Raw genomic sequence first — 15,451 nt, forward strand, 5'->3', positions numbered from 1 at the left:
CTGTGGGAGCGAGCCTGCTCGCGAATGCGATCTTCAGAACAGCAGAAAAATCACTTCTTCGCAGCAATCATCGCTAAAAACGCAGGCATCGCCGCTTCTTTGTCCGCCGCTATCCTCTGCACATGCGGATTCTGCTCAAGCCGCTCCAGCAACGCCTTCGCCTGCGGCATCTCCGCCAGTAAATCGATCCCGAACAGCTTCTGCCCGACCGCACAGGCCAGCGGCACGCTGTAAAGGAAGTACAAATCGGCAATACTCAAACTGTCGCCCGCCACGTACGGGGCGAATTTGCCATGCCGGCCCAGCGCCGCAAAACCCAGCAGCAATTCGGTTTTGGTTTTTTCCTTGATTGCCTCCGGCAGGGTCATGCCGAAGAACGCTTCGCCATAGCAGGCGCGTCCCGGCAGTTCGATGTACAGCTCGATTTCCTTGGCAATCGCCAACACCTGCGCGCGCTCGAACGGATCGCTCGGCAGCAGCGGCGTGCCTTTCTGGGTTTGCTCGAGGTATTCGAGGATGATCGCGGTTTCGTTGATGAAACCGGCGTCTACGCCGAGCACCGGGACCTTGCCGCGCGGGCTGATGGCCAGAGATTCCGGTGTCTGCGCCGGATAGAACGTGACCTCTTCGAACGGCAGGCCTTTTTCCAGCAGCGCCAGTTTGACCATGTTGTAGTAGTTGCTGACTGAGAATCCGTAGAGCTTGAACATCACATAGCCTCCAGGCCGTGCGGGGTGGGCAGGGCCTGTTTATAGATCGTGCAGGCGAATCGCGCCAGCAGCATCACCCCGCTGAATGCGGGTAAACTGGCGCCTTTCCATGAGGAGCCTGCCATGAGCGAGCCGACAGACATCGACAACGACGAAGAAGAGTTCACCGAGGCTACGTTGATCGAAGCCATCGAGAACCAGATCGAAAGCGACAACCCGCCAGCGGCGAAAGCGACGTTCAACAAGTTGACCCTGGTGGGCACTCCGCGCGAAGAGATCCTCAATCTGATGGCGCATGTGCTGGCTTACGAGATTGACGCGATGCTCGATGAAGACCGTGCATTTGATACCGAATGGTACGAAGCGGCGCTGCGTGCATTGCCAGAGCTGCCACCCGAAAAGCAGTAACAACACATTCCCCCCTGTGGGAGCGAGCTTGCTCGCGAAGGCGTTTTATCAGTCAACTTATTTGGTGAATGACACATCGCTTTCGCGAGCAAGCTCGCTCCCACACAATTTGTCACCCATCTATCGGCCCTGCGCCTGAGCCCCGACTACACTGGAATTCGCCTCAAGACAAAATCCCTGATCTGAGCACTGGACATGCCGCAAAAGCGGGTTCACCTTAGGGACGCTGTCGTCCAATTCCTAGAAAGTCTGGAGTCCTTATGTCGCTTACCCCTGAGTTGGTTGCCGAACTGGAAGTCCTCGCACTCTTTCCCCTGGACAGTTCCCAGGAAGGTTTGAAAATTCATCAGACCGCTGCCCCGAAACATATTTCTGCCGCCAAACGCCTCTTTGAAAAAGACCTGACGGATCAGCCTGATGGCGGTTATCTGACCAGCCTCGGTCGCGATGCCGCACAAAATGTGCAAACCGTGCTGACCATTCTGAGAGAGCAAGAAACCGCCTGATTCTCCCCGACTTCGCCCACGGGAACTCCTGCCACGGGATTTCCGCGGGCCTGCCCGGTCGTCCGCGATAGAAATCTGACGTCAAAAAACAAATTCAGCTTAAAAGTCCCGCTGCGCAAAGGCTAAACTGCCTCCCATTCCGAGACCCTCTTCGTCCGAGCTTGCGAGCCGGTTTGAGCTGACATGACGCGCACCCACGAAATCCGCCCCGACCTGGACGAAGGCATCGACCGCAAGGTACTCAGCCAGCTGCGTGCGCGCTTTCTCAAACTCAATGAAGGGCGCTTAGGTCGCGCACTGGAAGGCTTGTCGACACGCCAACAAGGCGTACTGACACTGCTTCCGCTGTTTTTCCACGTCAATCACCCGCTGCTGCCGGGTTATGTCTCGAGCAGTACGCCGGCCGGGGTATCCAATTACGAACCGGACGCCGATACACTCGCTGAAGCCCAACGCCTGACCCGCTCGTTCTCCTACAAACCGCGCCACGGCAGCAATCCACCGCGACCGATTCATGGCCTGTTTCTGATGGGCAGTCTCGGCACGCTGGCCCAGGCCGATCAGAGCGACATGGACGTGTGGGTCTGCCACGCGCCGGATCTGAGCGAAAGTGAGCTCGCCGAACTGAGCAAGAAATGTCAGCTGCTGGAAGCCTGGGCGGCGAGTCAGGGCGCCGAAGCGCATTTTTTCCTGATCGACCCGGAGCGCTTCGTCAAAGGCGAACGCGACACTCAGCTCAGCTCGGAAAACTGCGGCACGACCCAGCATTATCTGCTCCTGGACGAGTTCTACCGCACGGCGATCTGGCTGGCCGGACGTACACCGATCTGGTGGCTGGTGCCGGTTTACGAAGAAACCGCCTACGACCTTTACACCCATACCCTGCTGTCGAAGCGCTTTATCCGCGCAGACGAAACCCTGGATCTCGGCCATCTGGCGACGATTCCACCGGGAGAGTTCATCGGCGCCGGATTGTGGCAACTGTTCAAGGGCATCGAGTCACCGTACAAATCGGTACTCAAACTGCTGCTGACCGAGGTTTACGCCAGCGAACACCCACAGGTGCGGTGCCTGAGCCTGCGTTTCAAGAAAGCCGTGTTCGCCAATCAGCTCGATCTCGATGAGCTGGATCCGTACATGGTCGTGTACCGGCGCATCGAGGAGTATCTCACTGCGCGCAACGAACCGGAACGTCTGGAACTGGTGCGCCGCGCGCTGTACCTGAAGGTCAACCGCAAGCTCACCGGCAACAGCCGCACCCAGAGCTGGCAGCGCTCGCTGCTGGAACGGCTGGCCAGCGAATGGCATTGGGATCAGCGGCAACTGACACTGCTCGACAGCCGCAGCCAGTGGAAAGTCCGCCAGGTCAGCGCCGAACGCCGCGCGCTGGTCAATGAGCTGAACTACAGCTATCGCTTCCTGACCCAGTTCGCCCGCACCGAGCAGACCGTCAGCCTGATCAACAAGCGTGATCTCAATGTGCTCGGCCGCCGGCTCTACGCAGCCTTCGAGCGCAAGGCCGACAAGGTCGAGTTCATCAACCCCGGCATCGCCCCGGATCTGGCCGAAGACACCCTGACGCTGGTGCAGTCGCGCAATAAAAAGGAGCCCGGGCAAACCCAGTGGGGCCTGTATAACGGCAGCCTCACGGCGCTGGAGTGGGAACACTTCGCGCCGATCAAGCGCAGCCGCGAATTGCTTGAATTGCTGACCTGGTGCCACCGCAACGGCGTGATCGACAGCAGCACCCGCCTGGCTTTGCATCCAGGCACCAGCGACCTGAGCGAGTTCGAGCTGTTCAACCTGCTCGGCAGCCTGCAACAGTGCATCGCCCTGCCCTTGCCTACAGTCGCCGAGGAGCCGCTGCTACGTGCCGCTGTGCCAAGCGAAGTGCTGATTCTGGTCAACGTCGGTATTGATCCGCTCAAACATCACCGCGACCTGAACATCCTGATGACCACCGAACGCACCGACTCGCTGAGTTACGCCGGCGTGCGCGAGAACCTCGTGCTGACGCTGGATCAGGTCACGCTCAACAGTTGGAACGAGGTGCTGGTCAACCGCTTTGACGGGCCGCATGCCTTGCTCGATTGCCTGCGCGATTACCTTAATAATCTGCCGCGCGGACCATTGCAGCCGACGCTAAAGGTGCGCTGTTTCTGCCACAACCGCGCGCAATTCATCGCCCGCCGCGTCGAGGAAATCATCGACACTGCGCAGAATCTGCTGCTCAGCGATTTGAATCACCGCTACCTGATCCAGGTGCAGCAGCACTATCACGTGCTGGAATTGGTGCCGGGCCAGGTCAACCACGTCGCCCTCGCCACCCTTCCGGCCCTGCTCGACTACCTCGGTGAAGAGCAGCCGCGCTACAGCCCGCTGCATCTGGATCCGATGGCGCTGGAGGATCACGACCTCGCACTGATCCTGCCGATGGGCCAGCCGGAATGTATTCAGGTGTTCTATCGGATCACCGAGCAACAGGCCGAGCTGTACGTGCTGGATGAGTTCAATGCGCTGTGGCAACAACATTTGCCTTACCACGACGAGCAGAGCCTGCTGGTGCCGTTGCAGCGCTTCCTGCAATCGATCCTGTTCCGCCGCGAAGCCGTGCTCCCGATGGACGCCGGCCCGGATGTCCGCCTCGAAACTTTGTATTACCAGTTATTGCCATCGGGCCCGCAACGCGCGCGCCGGGTCGAAGCGCGGCCGGCACCGCAGACACCCGTGAACAAGCCGTTCTACGACGTGCAGGCGATCGTCGGCAAAGCCGCACCGGGCGAAGTGCAGGTCACCCTGTATTGCAATCAACGGGAATTCAGCGAGCTGGAACATGGCGACCAGCTATTCAGCGTGGTCGCCCGGGAGATCGTCGAGCAGCGCCGCGACAGCGAACGCTATCGCTGCTACATCACCGACCTCGACCTTTCAGGCCTGCTCGGTGACGGGCAAAGTTCAAGCAATCTGTATCTGCGCTACAAGGCTGACCTGGAGCGCGCCCTGAACGAGGCGCTCGAACAGGTCTGAGGCGGATTACTCGGGAAACGCGCCACCGTTGGCTGGTTGCGATTCGACTTCCAGCAAAGTCAGTTTGAGGGTCTTGCCACCGGGTGCCGGCCAGTCGATGTGCTGACCGACTTTCAGGCCCAGCAACGCGCTGCCGACCGGAGCCAGGATCGAGATCTTGCCTTCATCGGCGTTGGCATCCTTCGGATAGACCAGCGTCAGGTGATAGTCCTTGCCACTGCCTTCTTCGCGGCAATGCACACGGGAATTCATCGTCACGACATCGGCGGGCACTTCATCGTGGCCGACCACGGTATCGGCGCGGTCCAGCTCGGTTTGCAGCGCAATCACGCCCGGCGCAGCCTGGTCTTTATCGTTCAGGCTATCGATCAGGCGCTCCAGACGTTGCACGTCCAGACGGGTAAGGGTGATGGAAGGTGCGGTCATGATCCGGGCAGACTCCTTTCTTCTGCACACAAAAAAAGCAAAACCCCGCCAAAAAAGACGGGGTTTTCACCAAGCCTCGATGGGTTGAGGCGTGTTCGGACACTATCACAGCTCAAAAAATATACAAGTCACCCACCCGGCAGCTCCTACATTGAGGAGTTGCGGCGGTCTGCGGCTTGGGCGCAGATGACCCGACGGCGTTGATCGTCCGCCGAACGCCACTCGCGAATGTCTTCGACATGGCGGAAGCAGCCGAGGCAGACCTTTTGCTCATCCAGCCGGCATACACCGCTGCACGGCGAAGGCACTGCCGGGCTGATGTTGCTGTAAAGCGGCTTCGGCGGACGAACAGGAGCGGTGTCAGTCACGGAATCACAGACCTTCGAAGTCGAATTCAGCGCCAGCCTGTTGCTTGACGATGCGCTCGAGCATTTCGCCCAGTTGCTCTTCGCTCTTGTCGCACATCCAGCGCTCGCTTTCTTCGTCGTAGTCGAAGTGGAAACCACCGGACACCGCCGCCAGCCACAGCTGACGCAGCGGCTCCTGACGGCTGAAGATCAGCTGCGAGCCGTTTTCGAACTTGACGGTCAGCACACCGGCCGAACTTTCCAGATCGATATCCAGGTCGCTCTCGTCAAAGATGTCTTCCAGTTTTTCCTGGGTTTCATCGACCAGATCGTGGAAACGGGCTTCGGACAAACTCATTGCGGCAACCTCAAAAAATGTTCTGATCAGGCTCAAGCGCCGAAAGATACGGACGCTGCCGGCCGATTGCAAAGATTAACGACCAAGCACCCTGCCCCACTCCTGACACCAAACCCTTGTAGGAGTGAGCCTGCTCGCGATAGCGGTGTGTCAGTCAGCATATAGGCATCTGACACTCCGCTATCACGAGCAGGCTCACTCCTACAGGAGATTGCGGCGGTTCGGGCAGCTTTAGGCAAGCCCCGCCGGACGGGAACCCCCTCGCATAGGCAAGCCGCCGGGTGGCCGGTATACTCCGGCGCAATTAACGCATTTTCAAGGATTTCGCCATGAAGCGCCTGATCTCTTCCCTTGCTGCGCTCGTCGCGGTCGCCTGCCTCGTTTCGGCCTGTGGTCAAAAAGGCCCGCTGTACCTGCCGGATGACGATCAGGACCCGGCCGAACAAGCCCAGTCTTCGCAGAAGCAGCCGTCCAAAGCACACAAGCACGACGTTTACCAATAAGGGATCGCCATGGACGCTTTTAACTACCGTGGCGGGGAGTTGTTCGCGGAAGGTGTGGCGCTGTCCGCCATCGCCGACCGCTTCGGCACGCCCACCTATGTCTACTCGCGCGCGCACATCGAAGCCCAGTATCTGGCTTACGCCGATGCACTGGCCGGCATGCCGCATCTGGTCTGCTTTGCGGTCAAAGCCAACTCCAACCTCGGCGTGCTGAATGTCCTGGCACGTCTGGGCGCCGGATTCGACATCGTTTCCCGTGGCGAGCTGGAACGCGTACTGGCCGCTGGCGGCAGCGCTGACAAGATCGTCTTCTCCGGTGTCGGCAAGACCCGTGACGACATGCGTCGCGCGCTGGAAGTCGGCGTGCACTGCTTCAACGTCGAGTCCACCGACGAGCTCGAGCGCCTGCAAGTGGTTGCCGCCGAACTGGGTGTTCGCGCACCGGTGTCGCTGCGTGTGAACCCGGACGTCGATGCTGGCACCCACCCGTACATTTCCACCGGTCTCAAAGAGAACAAGTTCGGCATCGCCATTGCCGACGCCGAAGACGTGTACGTGCGTGCCGCGCATCTGCCAAACCTGGAAGTAGTGGGCGTTGACTGCCACATCGGTTCGCAACTGACCACGCTGCCGCCATTCCTCGACGCACTTGATCGCCTGCTGGATCTGGTCGATCGCCTCGGCGACTGCGGCATTCACCTGCGCCACATCGATCTCGGTGGTGGTTTGGGCGTGCGTTATCGCGATGAAGAGCCGCCATTGGCTGCCGACTACATCAAAGCCGTGCGCGAGCGTCTGAACGGTCGTGATCTGGCGCTGGTGTTCGAGCCAGGCCGTTTCATCGTTGCCAACGCCGGCGTGCTGCTGACTCAGGTCGAGTACCTGAAGCACACCGAGCACAAAGACTTCGCCATCGTCGACGCGGCGATGAACGACCTGATCCGCCCGGCGCTGTATCAGGCGTGGATGGACGTTACGGCGGTCAAACCGCGTGACACCGCTGCGCGCAAATACGACATCGTTGGCCCGATCTGCGAAACCGGTGACTTCCTCGCCAAGGACCGCGAATTGGCCCTGGCCGAAGGCGATCTGCTGGCCGTGCATTCGGCCGGTGCCTACGGCTTTGTGATGAGCTCCAACTACAACACCCGTGGCCGTGCCGCTGAAGTGTTGGTAGACGGTGATCAGGTTTTTGAAGTGCGTCGCCGCGAGACCGTGGCCGAGCTGTTTGCCGGCGAAAGCCTGCTGCCGGAGTAACCCATGCTGCTGCGTTTTACTAAAATGCACGGCTTGGGCAATGACTTCATGGTTCTCGACCTAGTCAGCCAGCACGCGCACATTCAGCCAAAACACGCCAAGCAATGGGGCGATCGGCACACCGGTATCGGTTTCGACCAGTTGCTGATCGTCGAGGCGCCGAGCAACCCGGACGTGGATTTCCGTTACCGGATCTTCAATTCCGATGGCTCGGAAGTCGAGCAATGCGGCAACGGCGCGCGCTGCTTTGCGCGCTTCGTGCTCGACAAGCGTCTGACCGCCAAGCGGCAGATCCGCGTCGAGACCAAGGGCGGCATCATCGAACTGGACGTGCGTAACGACGGCCAGATCGGTGTGAACATGGGCGCTCCGCGTCTGGTGCCGGCGGACATTCCGTTCGAAGCGCCGGCGCAGGCCATCAGCTATCAGCTGGAAGTGGACGGCACCACCGTCGAACTGGCCGCCGTGTCGATGGGCAACCCGCACGCGGTATTGCGCGTGCAAGACATCAACAGCGCACCGGTGCATGAACTGGGGCCGAAAATCGAACACCATCCGCGCTTCCCCGCGCGAGTGAACGTCGGTTTTCTCCAGGTCATCGACCGTAACCGCGCGCAATTGCGCGTGTGGGAACGCGGTGCCGGGGAAACCCAGGCCTGCGGTACCGGCGCGTGTGCAGCGGCTGTCGCTGCGATCAGCCAGGGGTGGATGGATTCGCCGCTATTGATCGACCTGCCCGGCGGGCGTCTGTCCATTGAATGGGCAGGCCCTGGCCAACCGGTACTGATGACCGGTCCGGCAGTGCGTGTATACGAAGGACAAGTACGTCTTTGAGTGAGCAGAAATCATGACCGATAAGCCTCAGGTACCCGCCCGACAGTCCGACGAATCAGCGTCCGAGAGCCTGGAGGCGGCAGCGGTTGCCGCATACCTCGAGGCGCATCCGGACTTCTTCGTCGAGCACGAAGAACTGCTGCCCGCGATGCGCATTCCTCACCAGCGTGGCGATACCGTTTCGCTGGTCGAGCGGCAGATGACCATTCTGCGCGACCGCAACATCGAGATGCGCCACCGCCTCTCGCAGTTGATGGACGTCGCCCGCGACAACGATCGCCTGTTCGACAAGACTCGTCGCCTGATCCTCGCCCTGATGGACGCCTCCAGTCTTGAAGACGTGGTGATCAGCGTCGAAGACAGTCTGCGTCAGGATTTCCAGGTGCCTTTTGTCAGCCTGATCCTGCTCGGTGACAACCCGGCGCCGGTCGGCCGTTGGGTCAGCCACGCTGACGCCCAAGTCGCCATCGGCGGCCTGCTCACCGAAGGCAAAAGCGTCAGCGGCAGCCTGCGCGAGCACGAACTGGACTTCCTCTTCGGCGAAGAACAGCGCAAGCAGATCGGCTCCACCGCTGTGGTCGCGGTCAGCCATCAAGGCATCCATGGGATTCTGGCGATCGCCAGCCGTGATCCGCAGCACTACAAAAGTTCGGTCGGTACGCTGTTCCTCAGCTACATCGCCGAAGTCATGGGCCGCGTGCTGCCACGGGTCAACAGCTCCCTGCGCTCGGTACGCTGAGCATGGAACGGCAACTGGACGCTTACTGCGAACACCTGCGCAGTGAGCGACAGGTGTCGCCGCACACGCTGTCGGCCTACCGCCGCGACCTCGACAAAGTCCTTGGCTGGTGCGTCAAACAGAACATCGGCAGCTGGGCGGCACTGGATATTCAGCGCCTGCGCAGCCTGATCGCCCGCCTGCATGCGCAGGGCCAATCCTCGCGCAGCCTCGCTCGATTGCTCTCGGCAGTACGCGGGCTCTATCACTATCTGAATCGCGAAGGTCTTTGCAACCATGATCCGGCCACGGGTCTGGCACCGCCGAAAGGCGAGCGCCGACTGCCGAAAACCCTCGATACCGACCGTGCACTGCAACTGCTTGAAGGTGCGGTCGAGGACGATTTTCTCGCACGTCGGGATCAGGCGATTCTTGAGTTGTTCTACTCCTCCGGCCTGCGCTTGTCAGAGCTGACCGGGCTTAATCTTGATCAGCTGGATCTGGCCGATGGCATGGTTCAAGTGCTCGGCAAGGGCAGCAAAACCCGTCTGTTGCCGGTGGGCAAAAAGGCCCGTGAAGCGATCGAACAATGGCTGCCGTTGCGGGCCATGACCAACCCGGCGGACGATGCCGTGTTCGTCAGCCAGCAAGGCCGGCGCCTCGGCCCGCGCGCAATTCAGGTGCGGGTCAAACTGGCCGGCGAACGCGAGCTGGGGCAAAACCTGCACCCGCACATGCTGCGCCACTCGTTCGCCAGCCACCTGCTCGAATCCTCGCAGGACCTGCGCGCCGTGCAGGAATTGCTCGGCCACTCAGATATCAAGACCACGCAGATCTACACCCACCTGGACTTCCAGCACCTGGCGGCGGTCTACGACAGCGCCCACCCACGGGCCAAACGCATGAAAGGCGATGATTCATGAGCATCCAGTTGATCACCTTCGACCTCGACGACACCCTGTGGGACACCGCCCCGGTGATCGTCAGCGCCGAAGCGGTATTGCGCGAATGGCTGAGCGAACATGCGCCGAATCTGGGCGCCGTGCCGGTCGAACATTTGTGGGCGATTCGTGAGCGGGTGTTGACCAGTGAGCCGGGGTTGAAACATCGCATCAGCGCGCTACGTCGGCGGGTGTTGTTTCATGCGATGGAAGACGCTGGGTACGCCCATGGAGAAGCAACCGACCTGGCAGACAAGGGCTTTGAAGTGTTTCTGCATGCTCGGCATCAGATCGAAGTGTTCCCTGAAGTCGAGCCAGTGCTGGAGGTTCTCGCCAATCACTATGCGCTTGGCGTAGTCACCAATGGCAACGCCGATGTGCGGCGGTTGGGGTTGGCGGATTACTTCAAGTTCGCGTTGTGCGCGGAAGATATCGGCATCGCCAAACCGGATGCCCGGTTGTTTCATGAAGCGTTGCAGCGCGGTGGCGCTACTGCGGAAACCGCCGTGCACATAGGTGATCATCCGGGGGATGACATTGCCGGGGCGCAGCAAGCCGGGTTGCGGGCGATCTGGTTTAACCCGGCGGGCAAGGTCTGGGAAGCGGACCGTTTGCCGGACGCCGAAATCCGTAGCCTGAGCGATTTGCCAGCCGTTCTTGCACGCTGGAATGCCCTCTCGAACTGACACAGTTCCCTTGTAGGAGTGAGCCTGCTCGCGATAGCGGTGTGTCAGATACATCAAGGTGGACTGACACACCGCTATCGCGAGCAGGCTCACTCGTGGCGCGTCCGGAATTTCAGGCATGAAAAAGCCCGCAGCGACGGCGGGCTTTTTCAGCAAGCCAGCGGCACGCCTCAGATAGGGCGGCTACCGTACTTGTTGTCTGGCTTCTTCGGTGGATCGGCGACCACGTTGGCCTCCACTTCCTGAACCTTTCCGCCGCGCGACAGAAACTCTTCCATGGCCTTGGCCAGGGCGTCGCGTTCCTTGTTCTTGGCTTCAATGCTCGGCAACTCGTCTACCGACACCGCAGCCTTGGCTTTGCCTTTGGCAGCCGGGGCCGGCGTATCGTCGCCACCATCGTCGTCAGCAACGTCTTCCGCTGCTGCTTCCAGACCTTCCTCGGCCTCGTCTTCGTCGCCTACTTCGAGGTCGTCGTTTTCCAGATCATCGTCGCTCATGTTCTACCTCATGACTTGCGAAAAGCAGATTAGTTATAGACCAGCTTTGGCAACTGTCGAAAGTCGCCGTTAAAAAATCAGTAACCATTGGTGACCAACGGTTTATGCCCCTTCACCGTGCAAGGTGGCGAGGACTTTTCGGGCACCGCCATGATCACGGTGCTCGCCCAGATAAACGCCTTGCCAGGCCCCCAGTGCCAGGCGACCTGCCGAAACCGGCAGACTGATCTGGCAGCCAAGCACGCTGGCCTTGAAGTGCGCCGGGAGGTCGTCCAGGCCTTCGTCGTTATGCTCATAGCCGTCTGTTCCTTGTGGGATCAGACGATTGAAAAATCGTTCGAAGTCGCGACGTACCGCCGGATCGGCGTTCTCGTTGATGGTCAACGACGCCGAGGTATGCTGCAGCCACAAATGCAACAGACCGACCCGGCACTCCCTGAGTTCAGGCAGCCCCGCGAGTAACTCGTCCGTTACCAGATGAAAGCCCCGGGGCCGTGCCCGCAGGGTTATCAGAGTCTGTTGCCACATACAGTTCTCCGCACGTTCGGGGCGCATTCTAGCGCGCTCTGGGAAAAAACAAAGGCCCTAATATTCCTGCAATCATGTAAGCCATTGGCCGCAGAAAAACGCCCGTCGTAAACACGACCAAAGCAGTACGAAAAATCCTTTCAGCTGCTCTCTGAATGACAAATTCCGGACAAAAAAATGCCCGGCGAACCGGGCAAATTTTTTAATGCGCGTACTTACAGGTTGTAGCCGCGTTCGTTGTGTTGTGCCAGATCGAGGCCGACCGACTCTTCTTCTTCGGTCACACGCAGACCCATCACAGCGTCGAGTACCTTGAGGATGATGAAGGTGACGATCGCGGTGTAGATCACCGTGAAGCCCACGCCTTTGACCTGAATCCACACTTGCGCACCGATATCGGTCACGGTGCCGAAGCCACCCAGCGCCGGCGCAGCGAAGACGCCGGTGAGGATCGCGCCGAGGATACCGCCGATACCGTGCACGCCGAACGCGTCCAGGGAATCGTCATAACCGAGTTTGCGTTTCAGGGTGGTGGCGCAGAAGAAGCACACCACGCCCGCCGCCAGACCAATCACCAGTGCGCCCATCGGGCCCACGGTGCCGGCTGCCGGAGTGATCGCTACCAGACCGGCAACCACACCCGAAGCGATGCCCAGCGCGCTTGGCTTGCCGTGGGTGACCCACTCGGCAAACATCCAGCCCAGTGCGGCGGCAGCGGTAGCGATCTGAGTGACCAGCATCGCCATGCCGGCGGTGCCGTTGGCCGCTGCAGCGGAGCCGGCGTTGAAGCCGAACCAGCCGACCCACAGCATCGCCGCACCCATCAGGGTGTAACCGAGGTTGTGCGGGGCCATCGGGGTGGTCGGGAAGCCTTTGCGCTTGCCCAATACCAGGCAGGCAATCAGACCGGCGACACCGGCGTTGATGTGCACCACGGTGCCGCCCGCGAAGTCGAGTACGCCCCAGTCCCACATCAGGCCGCCGTTGCCGGACCAGACCATGTGCGCGATCGGTGCGTAAACCAGGGTGAACCAGATGCCCATGAAGATCAGCATCGCGGAGAACTTCATCCGCTCGGCGAACGCACCGACGATCAGCGCCGGGGTGATGATCGCGAAGGTCATCTGGAAGGTGATGAACACCGCCTCAGGGAACAGAGCCGCTGGGCCGGTCAGGCTCGAAGGCGTGACACCGGCGAGGAACGCCTTGCCCATGCCGCCGAAGAACGAGTTGAAGTTGACGACGCCCTGCTCCATGCCGGTGGTGTCGAACGCAATGCTGTAGCCATAAATGACCCACAGGATGCTGATCAGACCGGTAATGGCGAAGCACTGCATCATCACGGAAAGAATGTTTTTCGAGCGAACCATGCCGCCGTAGAACAGCGCCAGGCCCGGGATGGTCATGAACAGCACGAGTGCCGTCGAGGTCAGCATCCAGGCAGTGTCGCCGGAATTGAGGACTGGGGCCGCCACTTCGTCTGCCGCCATTGCAAGGCTTGGCATTACGATGGACAACAGGGCTCCTAGCCCTGCGAATTTACGCAGAGTCATATTGTTTTCTCCTGGGGCGTTGGGGTTTGTGGCGGCGGTTAAATCGCGTCGGTATCGGTTTCGCCGGTACGGATGCGAATCGCCTGTTCCAGATTGACCACGAAGATCTTGCCGTCACCGATCTTGCCGGTGTTGGCCGCCTTGGTTATCGCCTCGATAACCCGATCCAGATCCTTGTCGTCGATGGCCACGTCGATTTTCACCTTGGGCAGAAAATCGACCACATATTCCGCGCCGCGATACAGCTCGGTGTGACCCTTCTGCCGGCCGAAGCCTTTGACTTCAGTAACGGTAATGCCCTGCACGCCGATTTCGGACAGCGACTCGCGCACGTCGTCCAACTTGAACGGCTTGATGATGGCAGTGACTAGCTTCATGAAAACTCTCTCCCGAATTGGTGGACTTGCCCCAGGAAAACAAACCCGACTCAAGTCTAAGCGCAGTGCCTGGCTTTGTAACGCATCGTCGGCCTTACCTGCCCGACTGACGCCAGCTAACCGCTGCTGACGAAACTCCCCGCTCCGTCTGCCGCACTGCATTCGTCACAGCGACTGCATCAGTGCATGGGTCGAAGGTGACTAAGCAGAAACCTTGCCATCTCGCCAAAATCCCCTGATTTCAATCCCTTGGCCGCTGCTGCAAGCCATTGCACCCAAAACGCCATCCGGATACGCACAACAACGGTGCGTCGCCGTCCATCCGCCTGCGCGAAAAGCGTGCATCCCTGACCACGAGATTGACTATAGACACTGCGTGATACACTGCCGGCCATTGTTTCCAGGACATTCACCATGCTCGCGCCCAAAGACTTCCTCGACGCCCTGAGCGGCACCGCCTCCCGCCTGTTCAACGGCGACACCCCGCTGCCGAAAGCCGAAATCGAAAGCCAGTTCAAGATGCTGCTGCAGAGTGCCTTCAGCAAACTCGATTTGGTGAGCCGTGAAGAGTTTGATAGCCAGATGGTTGTGTTGGCGCGTACTCGCGCTCGCCTCGAAAGCCTTGAAGCCAAGGTTGCCGAGATGGAAGCGAAGCTGACGCCGCCCGCTGAATAATCCGCGCCCCCTGTAGGAGTTGCCGAAGGCTGTGATCTTTTGATCTCCAGCCCTTCAACCATCCCGGCAACGTCCTACAACCTGCACCACCGCCGTCCGATTGCGCCGAAAAGCCCAGGTTTCTAAGCTCACCCGATGCTGAATGTTCAGCACCGGGTTTGGCGACCTGGATAGAGTTCGACGCATTGCGACCATGTTCGACCCTGGGACTTTTCCCATCTCGAATTATGGCGGCTGTGCGTGGGAGACCTTAGGGTCTGCCGGTTCCGGATTCACCGGTTCGCCAACCTGCGCATAGCTGCCACCCCTATCGTTTGGCGACGATCAGAGGCAGTTTTCTTCATTCGAATTCGAGAACTGCACCATGGAAGAAACCTATTTAAAGCCCTACATCTTCACCCGCCACAAACTCCCCCTCCACGCCCTCCTCATCCAGAACCAACCCTGGTTCTGCGCCCGAGACCTGAGTCGCCTGCTGCACATCTACCTCAACGAACGCATGCTGCGAAAACTCGACCCCGACCAATACCAAACCCGCAAAACCCTGATCCACAAGCAGATCGAAAACACCCTGCTGATCAGCGAATCCGGCATCTACGCCCTCCTCGTCTACCACTACTGCCCCGAATACCGGGCACTGCGCGAATGGATCACCCACCAGGTCATCCCTACCCTGCGCGACGCCCAACATCCCAGCACAAGCGAACGCCCACACCTGAGCCTGCTCAGTTGGCCGGATATGTCGTTGAGTTTGTTGCACTGGAATAACCAGCCGTGGATACGGTTGCAGGATGTGCCGCTGATGGTGGTGGAACGGGAACAGACCAAGCGCCCAATAACGGGGCCATGGTGGAAAAGGGCTTCGCGGATGCTGCAATCGCTATAAACCCGCATGCCGGAGCTGGGCCCTGCGCAAATCGTAAGTCGACTGAAGATTCATCCAGAACTCAGGCGTAGTGTTGAGATGAGTGGCAAGGCTGATTGCCAGATCGGCGCAGATCCTGAGGTGGCATTTCACAAGCTTTTCGATCTCATTTTCGGGCCAGTTCGTGGGCATGGCCAGATCCATGACAGTCATGCCCAACGGCTCCATGAATTAC

The 15,451-nt window shown here is 59.8% G+C and carries 20 protein-coding genes; 11 read left to right on the top strand and 9 right to left on the bottom strand.

From position 1 onward, the window contains the following. Positions 1 to 50: 50 nt before the first annotated feature. The gene (locus QOM10_RS28375; protein WP_150749826.1) at positions 51 to 710 is read right to left on the bottom strand and encodes a glutathione S-transferase family protein; all 660 of its coding nucleotides are present in this window, start codon (positions 708 to 710) and stop codon (positions 51 to 53) included. A gap of 123 nt (positions 711 to 833) precedes the next feature. Here QOM10_RS28375 and QOM10_RS28380 point away from each other — a divergent pair, with 123 nt between their 5' ends. The 3 genes from QOM10_RS28380 to QOM10_RS28390 all read left to right on the top strand — a co-directional run bounded on the left by QOM10_RS28380 (position 834) and on the right by QOM10_RS28390 (position 4,651). Continuing rightward, positions 834 to 1,118, top strand: a complete 285-nt coding sequence (locus QOM10_RS28380; protein ID WP_316917306.1) for a hypothetical protein — start codon at positions 834 to 836, stop codon at positions 1,116 to 1,118. Between the two features lie 260 nt (positions 1,119 to 1,378). After that, the gene (locus QOM10_RS28385) at positions 1,379 to 1,624 is read left to right on the top strand and encodes a TIGR02647 family protein (protein WP_008084565.1); all 246 of its coding nucleotides are present in this window, start codon (positions 1,379 to 1,381) and stop codon (positions 1,622 to 1,624) included. Positions 1,625 to 1,807: 183 nt separating this feature from the next. Then, positions 1,808 to 4,651: a class I adenylate cyclase gene (locus QOM10_RS28390; protein WP_150749828.1), complete on the top strand. Its 2,844-nt coding sequence runs from the start codon at positions 1,808 to 1,810 to the stop codon at positions 4,649 to 4,651. 6 nt (positions 4,652 to 4,657) lie between these two features. On the opposite strand, the gene rnk is transcribed toward QOM10_RS28390, so the two are convergent. The 3 genes from rnk to cyaY all read right to left on the bottom strand — a co-directional run bounded on the left by rnk (position 4,658) and on the right by cyaY (position 5,782). Then, complete coding sequence (gene rnk / locus QOM10_RS28395) at positions 4,658 to 5,077, bottom strand: nucleoside diphosphate kinase regulator (RefSeq protein ID WP_016985881.1); 420 nt, start codon at positions 5,075 to 5,077, stop codon at positions 4,658 to 4,660. 146 nt (positions 5,078 to 5,223) lie between these two features. Further along, positions 5,224 to 5,445, bottom strand: a complete 222-nt coding sequence (locus QOM10_RS28400) for a DUF1289 domain-containing protein (protein ID WP_134175979.1) — start codon at positions 5,443 to 5,445, stop codon at positions 5,224 to 5,226. Between the two features lie 4 nt (positions 5,446 to 5,449). Then, positions 5,450 to 5,782: an iron donor protein CyaY gene (gene cyaY, locus QOM10_RS28405; RefSeq protein WP_077575013.1), complete on the bottom strand. Its 333-nt coding sequence runs from the start codon at positions 5,780 to 5,782 to the stop codon at positions 5,450 to 5,452. 329 nt (positions 5,783 to 6,111) lie between these two features. Here cyaY and lptM point away from each other — a divergent pair, with 329 nt between their 5' ends. From lptM to QOM10_RS28435, 6 genes are read left to right on the top strand one after another with little or no spacing between them, the layout of a single operon-like run. Further along, entirely contained in the window at positions 6,112 to 6,285 is a 174-nt protein-coding gene (gene lptM / locus QOM10_RS28410) for an LPS translocon maturation chaperone LptM (protein WP_007911098.1), read from the top strand. Positions 6,286 to 6,294: 9 nt separating this feature from the next. Next, positions 6,295 to 7,542 (top strand): diaminopimelate decarboxylase, encoded by a 1,248-nt coding sequence (gene lysA, locus QOM10_RS28415; protein ID WP_064389521.1) that lies wholly within the window; start codon positions 6,295 to 6,297, stop codon positions 7,540 to 7,542. 3 nt (positions 7,543 to 7,545) lie between these two features. Further along, a complete protein-coding gene (gene dapF, locus QOM10_RS28420) occupies positions 7,546 to 8,376 on the top strand; it encodes a diaminopimelate epimerase (RefSeq protein WP_008084573.1) in 831 nt (276 codons plus the stop codon). Positions 8,377 to 8,389: 13 nt separating this feature from the next. Beyond that, positions 8,390 to 9,115, top strand: coding sequence for a DUF484 family protein (locus QOM10_RS28425; RefSeq protein WP_127930209.1), 726 nt, complete (start codon positions 8,390 to 8,392; stop codon positions 9,113 to 9,115). Between the two features lie 2 nt (positions 9,116 to 9,117). Continuing rightward, positions 9,118 to 10,017: a tyrosine recombinase XerC gene (xerC, locus tag QOM10_RS28430; protein ID WP_160042307.1), complete on the top strand. Its 900-nt coding sequence runs from the start codon at positions 9,118 to 9,120 to the stop codon at positions 10,015 to 10,017. Beyond that, a complete protein-coding gene (locus QOM10_RS28435; protein WP_316917307.1) occupies positions 10,014 to 10,721 on the top strand; it encodes an HAD-IA family hydrolase in 708 nt (235 codons plus the stop codon). The genes xerC and QOM10_RS28435 overlap by 4 nt, the downstream gene beginning before the upstream one ends. Before the next feature lie 170 nt (positions 10,722 to 10,891). Here QOM10_RS28435 and sutA read toward each other — a convergent pair whose 3' ends face one another. The 4 genes from sutA to glnK form a co-directional block, all read right to left on the bottom strand. Then, on the bottom strand, positions 10,892 to 11,218 hold the full coding sequence (gene sutA / locus QOM10_RS28440; protein ID WP_007920420.1) for a transcriptional regulator SutA: 327 nt from the start codon (positions 11,216 to 11,218) through the stop codon (positions 10,892 to 10,894). A 102-nt stretch (positions 11,219 to 11,320) separates the two neighbouring features. Further along, positions 11,321 to 11,746 carry a secondary thiamine-phosphate synthase enzyme YjbQ gene (locus QOM10_RS28445; protein ID WP_160042311.1) on the bottom strand — a complete coding sequence of 142 codons (426 nt, stop codon included), beginning with the start codon at positions 11,744 to 11,746 and terminating at the stop codon, positions 11,321 to 11,323. 215 nt (positions 11,747 to 11,961) lie between these two features. Beyond that, a complete protein-coding gene (locus tag QOM10_RS28450) occupies positions 11,962 to 13,299 on the bottom strand; it encodes an ammonium transporter (protein WP_007920417.1) in 1,338 nt (445 codons plus the stop codon). Between the two features lie 38 nt (positions 13,300 to 13,337). Beyond that, positions 13,338 to 13,676, bottom strand: a complete 339-nt coding sequence (glnK, locus tag QOM10_RS28455; RefSeq protein WP_002555808.1) for a P-II family nitrogen regulator — start codon at positions 13,674 to 13,676, stop codon at positions 13,338 to 13,340. Between the two features lie 414 nt (positions 13,677 to 14,090). Between glnK and QOM10_RS28460 the strand changes: the two genes are divergently transcribed. Beyond that, positions 14,091 to 14,351 (top strand): accessory factor UbiK family protein, encoded by a 261-nt coding sequence (locus QOM10_RS28460; RefSeq protein WP_008086041.1) that lies wholly within the window; start codon positions 14,091 to 14,093, stop codon positions 14,349 to 14,351. Positions 14,352 to 14,715: 364 nt separating this feature from the next. Then, positions 14,716 to 15,237 carry a Bro-N domain-containing protein gene (locus tag QOM10_RS28465; protein ID WP_150749832.1) on the top strand — a complete coding sequence of 174 codons (522 nt, stop codon included), beginning with the start codon at positions 14,716 to 14,718 and terminating at the stop codon, positions 15,235 to 15,237. On the opposite strand, the gene QOM10_RS28470 is transcribed toward QOM10_RS28465, so the two are convergent. Continuing rightward, positions 15,232 to 15,444, bottom strand: coding sequence for a HigA family addiction module antitoxin (locus tag QOM10_RS28470; RefSeq protein WP_224790075.1), 213 nt, complete (start codon positions 15,442 to 15,444; stop codon positions 15,232 to 15,234). The two genes, QOM10_RS28465 and QOM10_RS28470, sit on opposite strands and share 6 nt — an antisense overlap. Positions 15,445 to 15,451 lie beyond the last annotated feature (7 nt).

Source organism: Pseudomonas sp. P108 (genome assembly GCF_032613195.1).
Classification (GTDB): Bacteria; Pseudomonadota; Gammaproteobacteria; order Pseudomonadales; family Pseudomonadaceae; genus Aquipseudomonas.

What these genes read in the sequence shown, in the direction of transcription:
- QOM10_RS28375 (WP_150749826.1), bottom strand. Translation starts at nt 710, where the DNA reads ATGTTCAAGCTCTACGGATTCTCAGTCAGCAACTACTACAACATGGTC.
- QOM10_RS28380 (WP_316917306.1), top strand. Translation starts at nt 834, where the DNA reads ATGAGCGAGCCGACAGACATCGACAACGACGAAGAAGAGTTCACCGAG.
- QOM10_RS28385 (WP_008084565.1), top strand. Translation starts at nt 1,379, where the DNA reads ATGTCGCTTACCCCTGAGTTGGTTGCCGAACTGGAAGTCCTCGCACTC.
- QOM10_RS28390 (WP_150749828.1), top strand. Translation starts at nt 1,808, where the DNA reads ATGACGCGCACCCACGAAATCCGCCCCGACCTGGACGAAGGCATCGAC.
- rnk (WP_016985881.1), bottom strand. Translation starts at nt 5,077, where the DNA reads ATGACCGCACCTTCCATCACCCTTACCCGTCTGGACGTGCAACGTCTG.
- cyaY (WP_077575013.1), bottom strand. Translation starts at nt 5,782, where the DNA reads ATGAGTTTGTCCGAAGCCCGTTTCCACGATCTGGTCGATGAAACCCAG.
- lptM (WP_007911098.1), top strand. Translation starts at nt 6,112, where the DNA reads ATGAAGCGCCTGATCTCTTCCCTTGCTGCGCTCGTCGCGGTCGCCTGC.
- lysA (WP_064389521.1), top strand. Translation starts at nt 6,295, where the DNA reads ATGGACGCTTTTAACTACCGTGGCGGGGAGTTGTTCGCGGAAGGTGTG.
- dapF (WP_008084573.1), top strand. Translation starts at nt 7,546, where the DNA reads ATGCTGCTGCGTTTTACTAAAATGCACGGCTTGGGCAATGACTTCATG.
- QOM10_RS28425 (WP_127930209.1), top strand. Translation starts at nt 8,390, where the DNA reads ATGACCGATAAGCCTCAGGTACCCGCCCGACAGTCCGACGAATCAGCG.
- xerC (WP_160042307.1), top strand. Translation starts at nt 9,118, where the DNA reads ATGGAACGGCAACTGGACGCTTACTGCGAACACCTGCGCAGTGAGCGA.
- QOM10_RS28435 (WP_316917307.1), top strand. Translation starts at nt 10,014, where the DNA reads ATGAGCATCCAGTTGATCACCTTCGACCTCGACGACACCCTGTGGGAC.
- sutA (WP_007920420.1), bottom strand. Translation starts at nt 11,218, where the DNA reads ATGAGCGACGATGATCTGGAAAACGACGACCTCGAAGTAGGCGACGAA.
- QOM10_RS28445 (WP_160042311.1), bottom strand. Translation starts at nt 11,746, where the DNA reads ATGTGGCAACAGACTCTGATAACCCTGCGGGCACGGCCCCGGGGCTTT.
- QOM10_RS28450 (WP_007920417.1), bottom strand. Translation starts at nt 13,299, where the DNA reads ATGACTCTGCGTAAATTCGCAGGGCTAGGAGCCCTGTTGTCCATCGTA.
- glnK (WP_002555808.1), bottom strand. Translation starts at nt 13,676, where the DNA reads ATGAAGCTAGTCACTGCCATCATCAAGCCGTTCAAGTTGGACGACGTG.
- QOM10_RS28460 (WP_008086041.1), top strand. Translation starts at nt 14,091, where the DNA reads ATGCTCGCGCCCAAAGACTTCCTCGACGCCCTGAGCGGCACCGCCTCC.
- QOM10_RS28465 (WP_150749832.1), top strand. Translation starts at nt 14,716, where the DNA reads ATGGAAGAAACCTATTTAAAGCCCTACATCTTCACCCGCCACAAACTC.
- QOM10_RS28470 (WP_224790075.1), bottom strand. Translation starts at nt 15,444, where the DNA reads ATGGAGCCGTTGGGCATGACTGTCATGGATCTGGCCATGCCCACGAAC.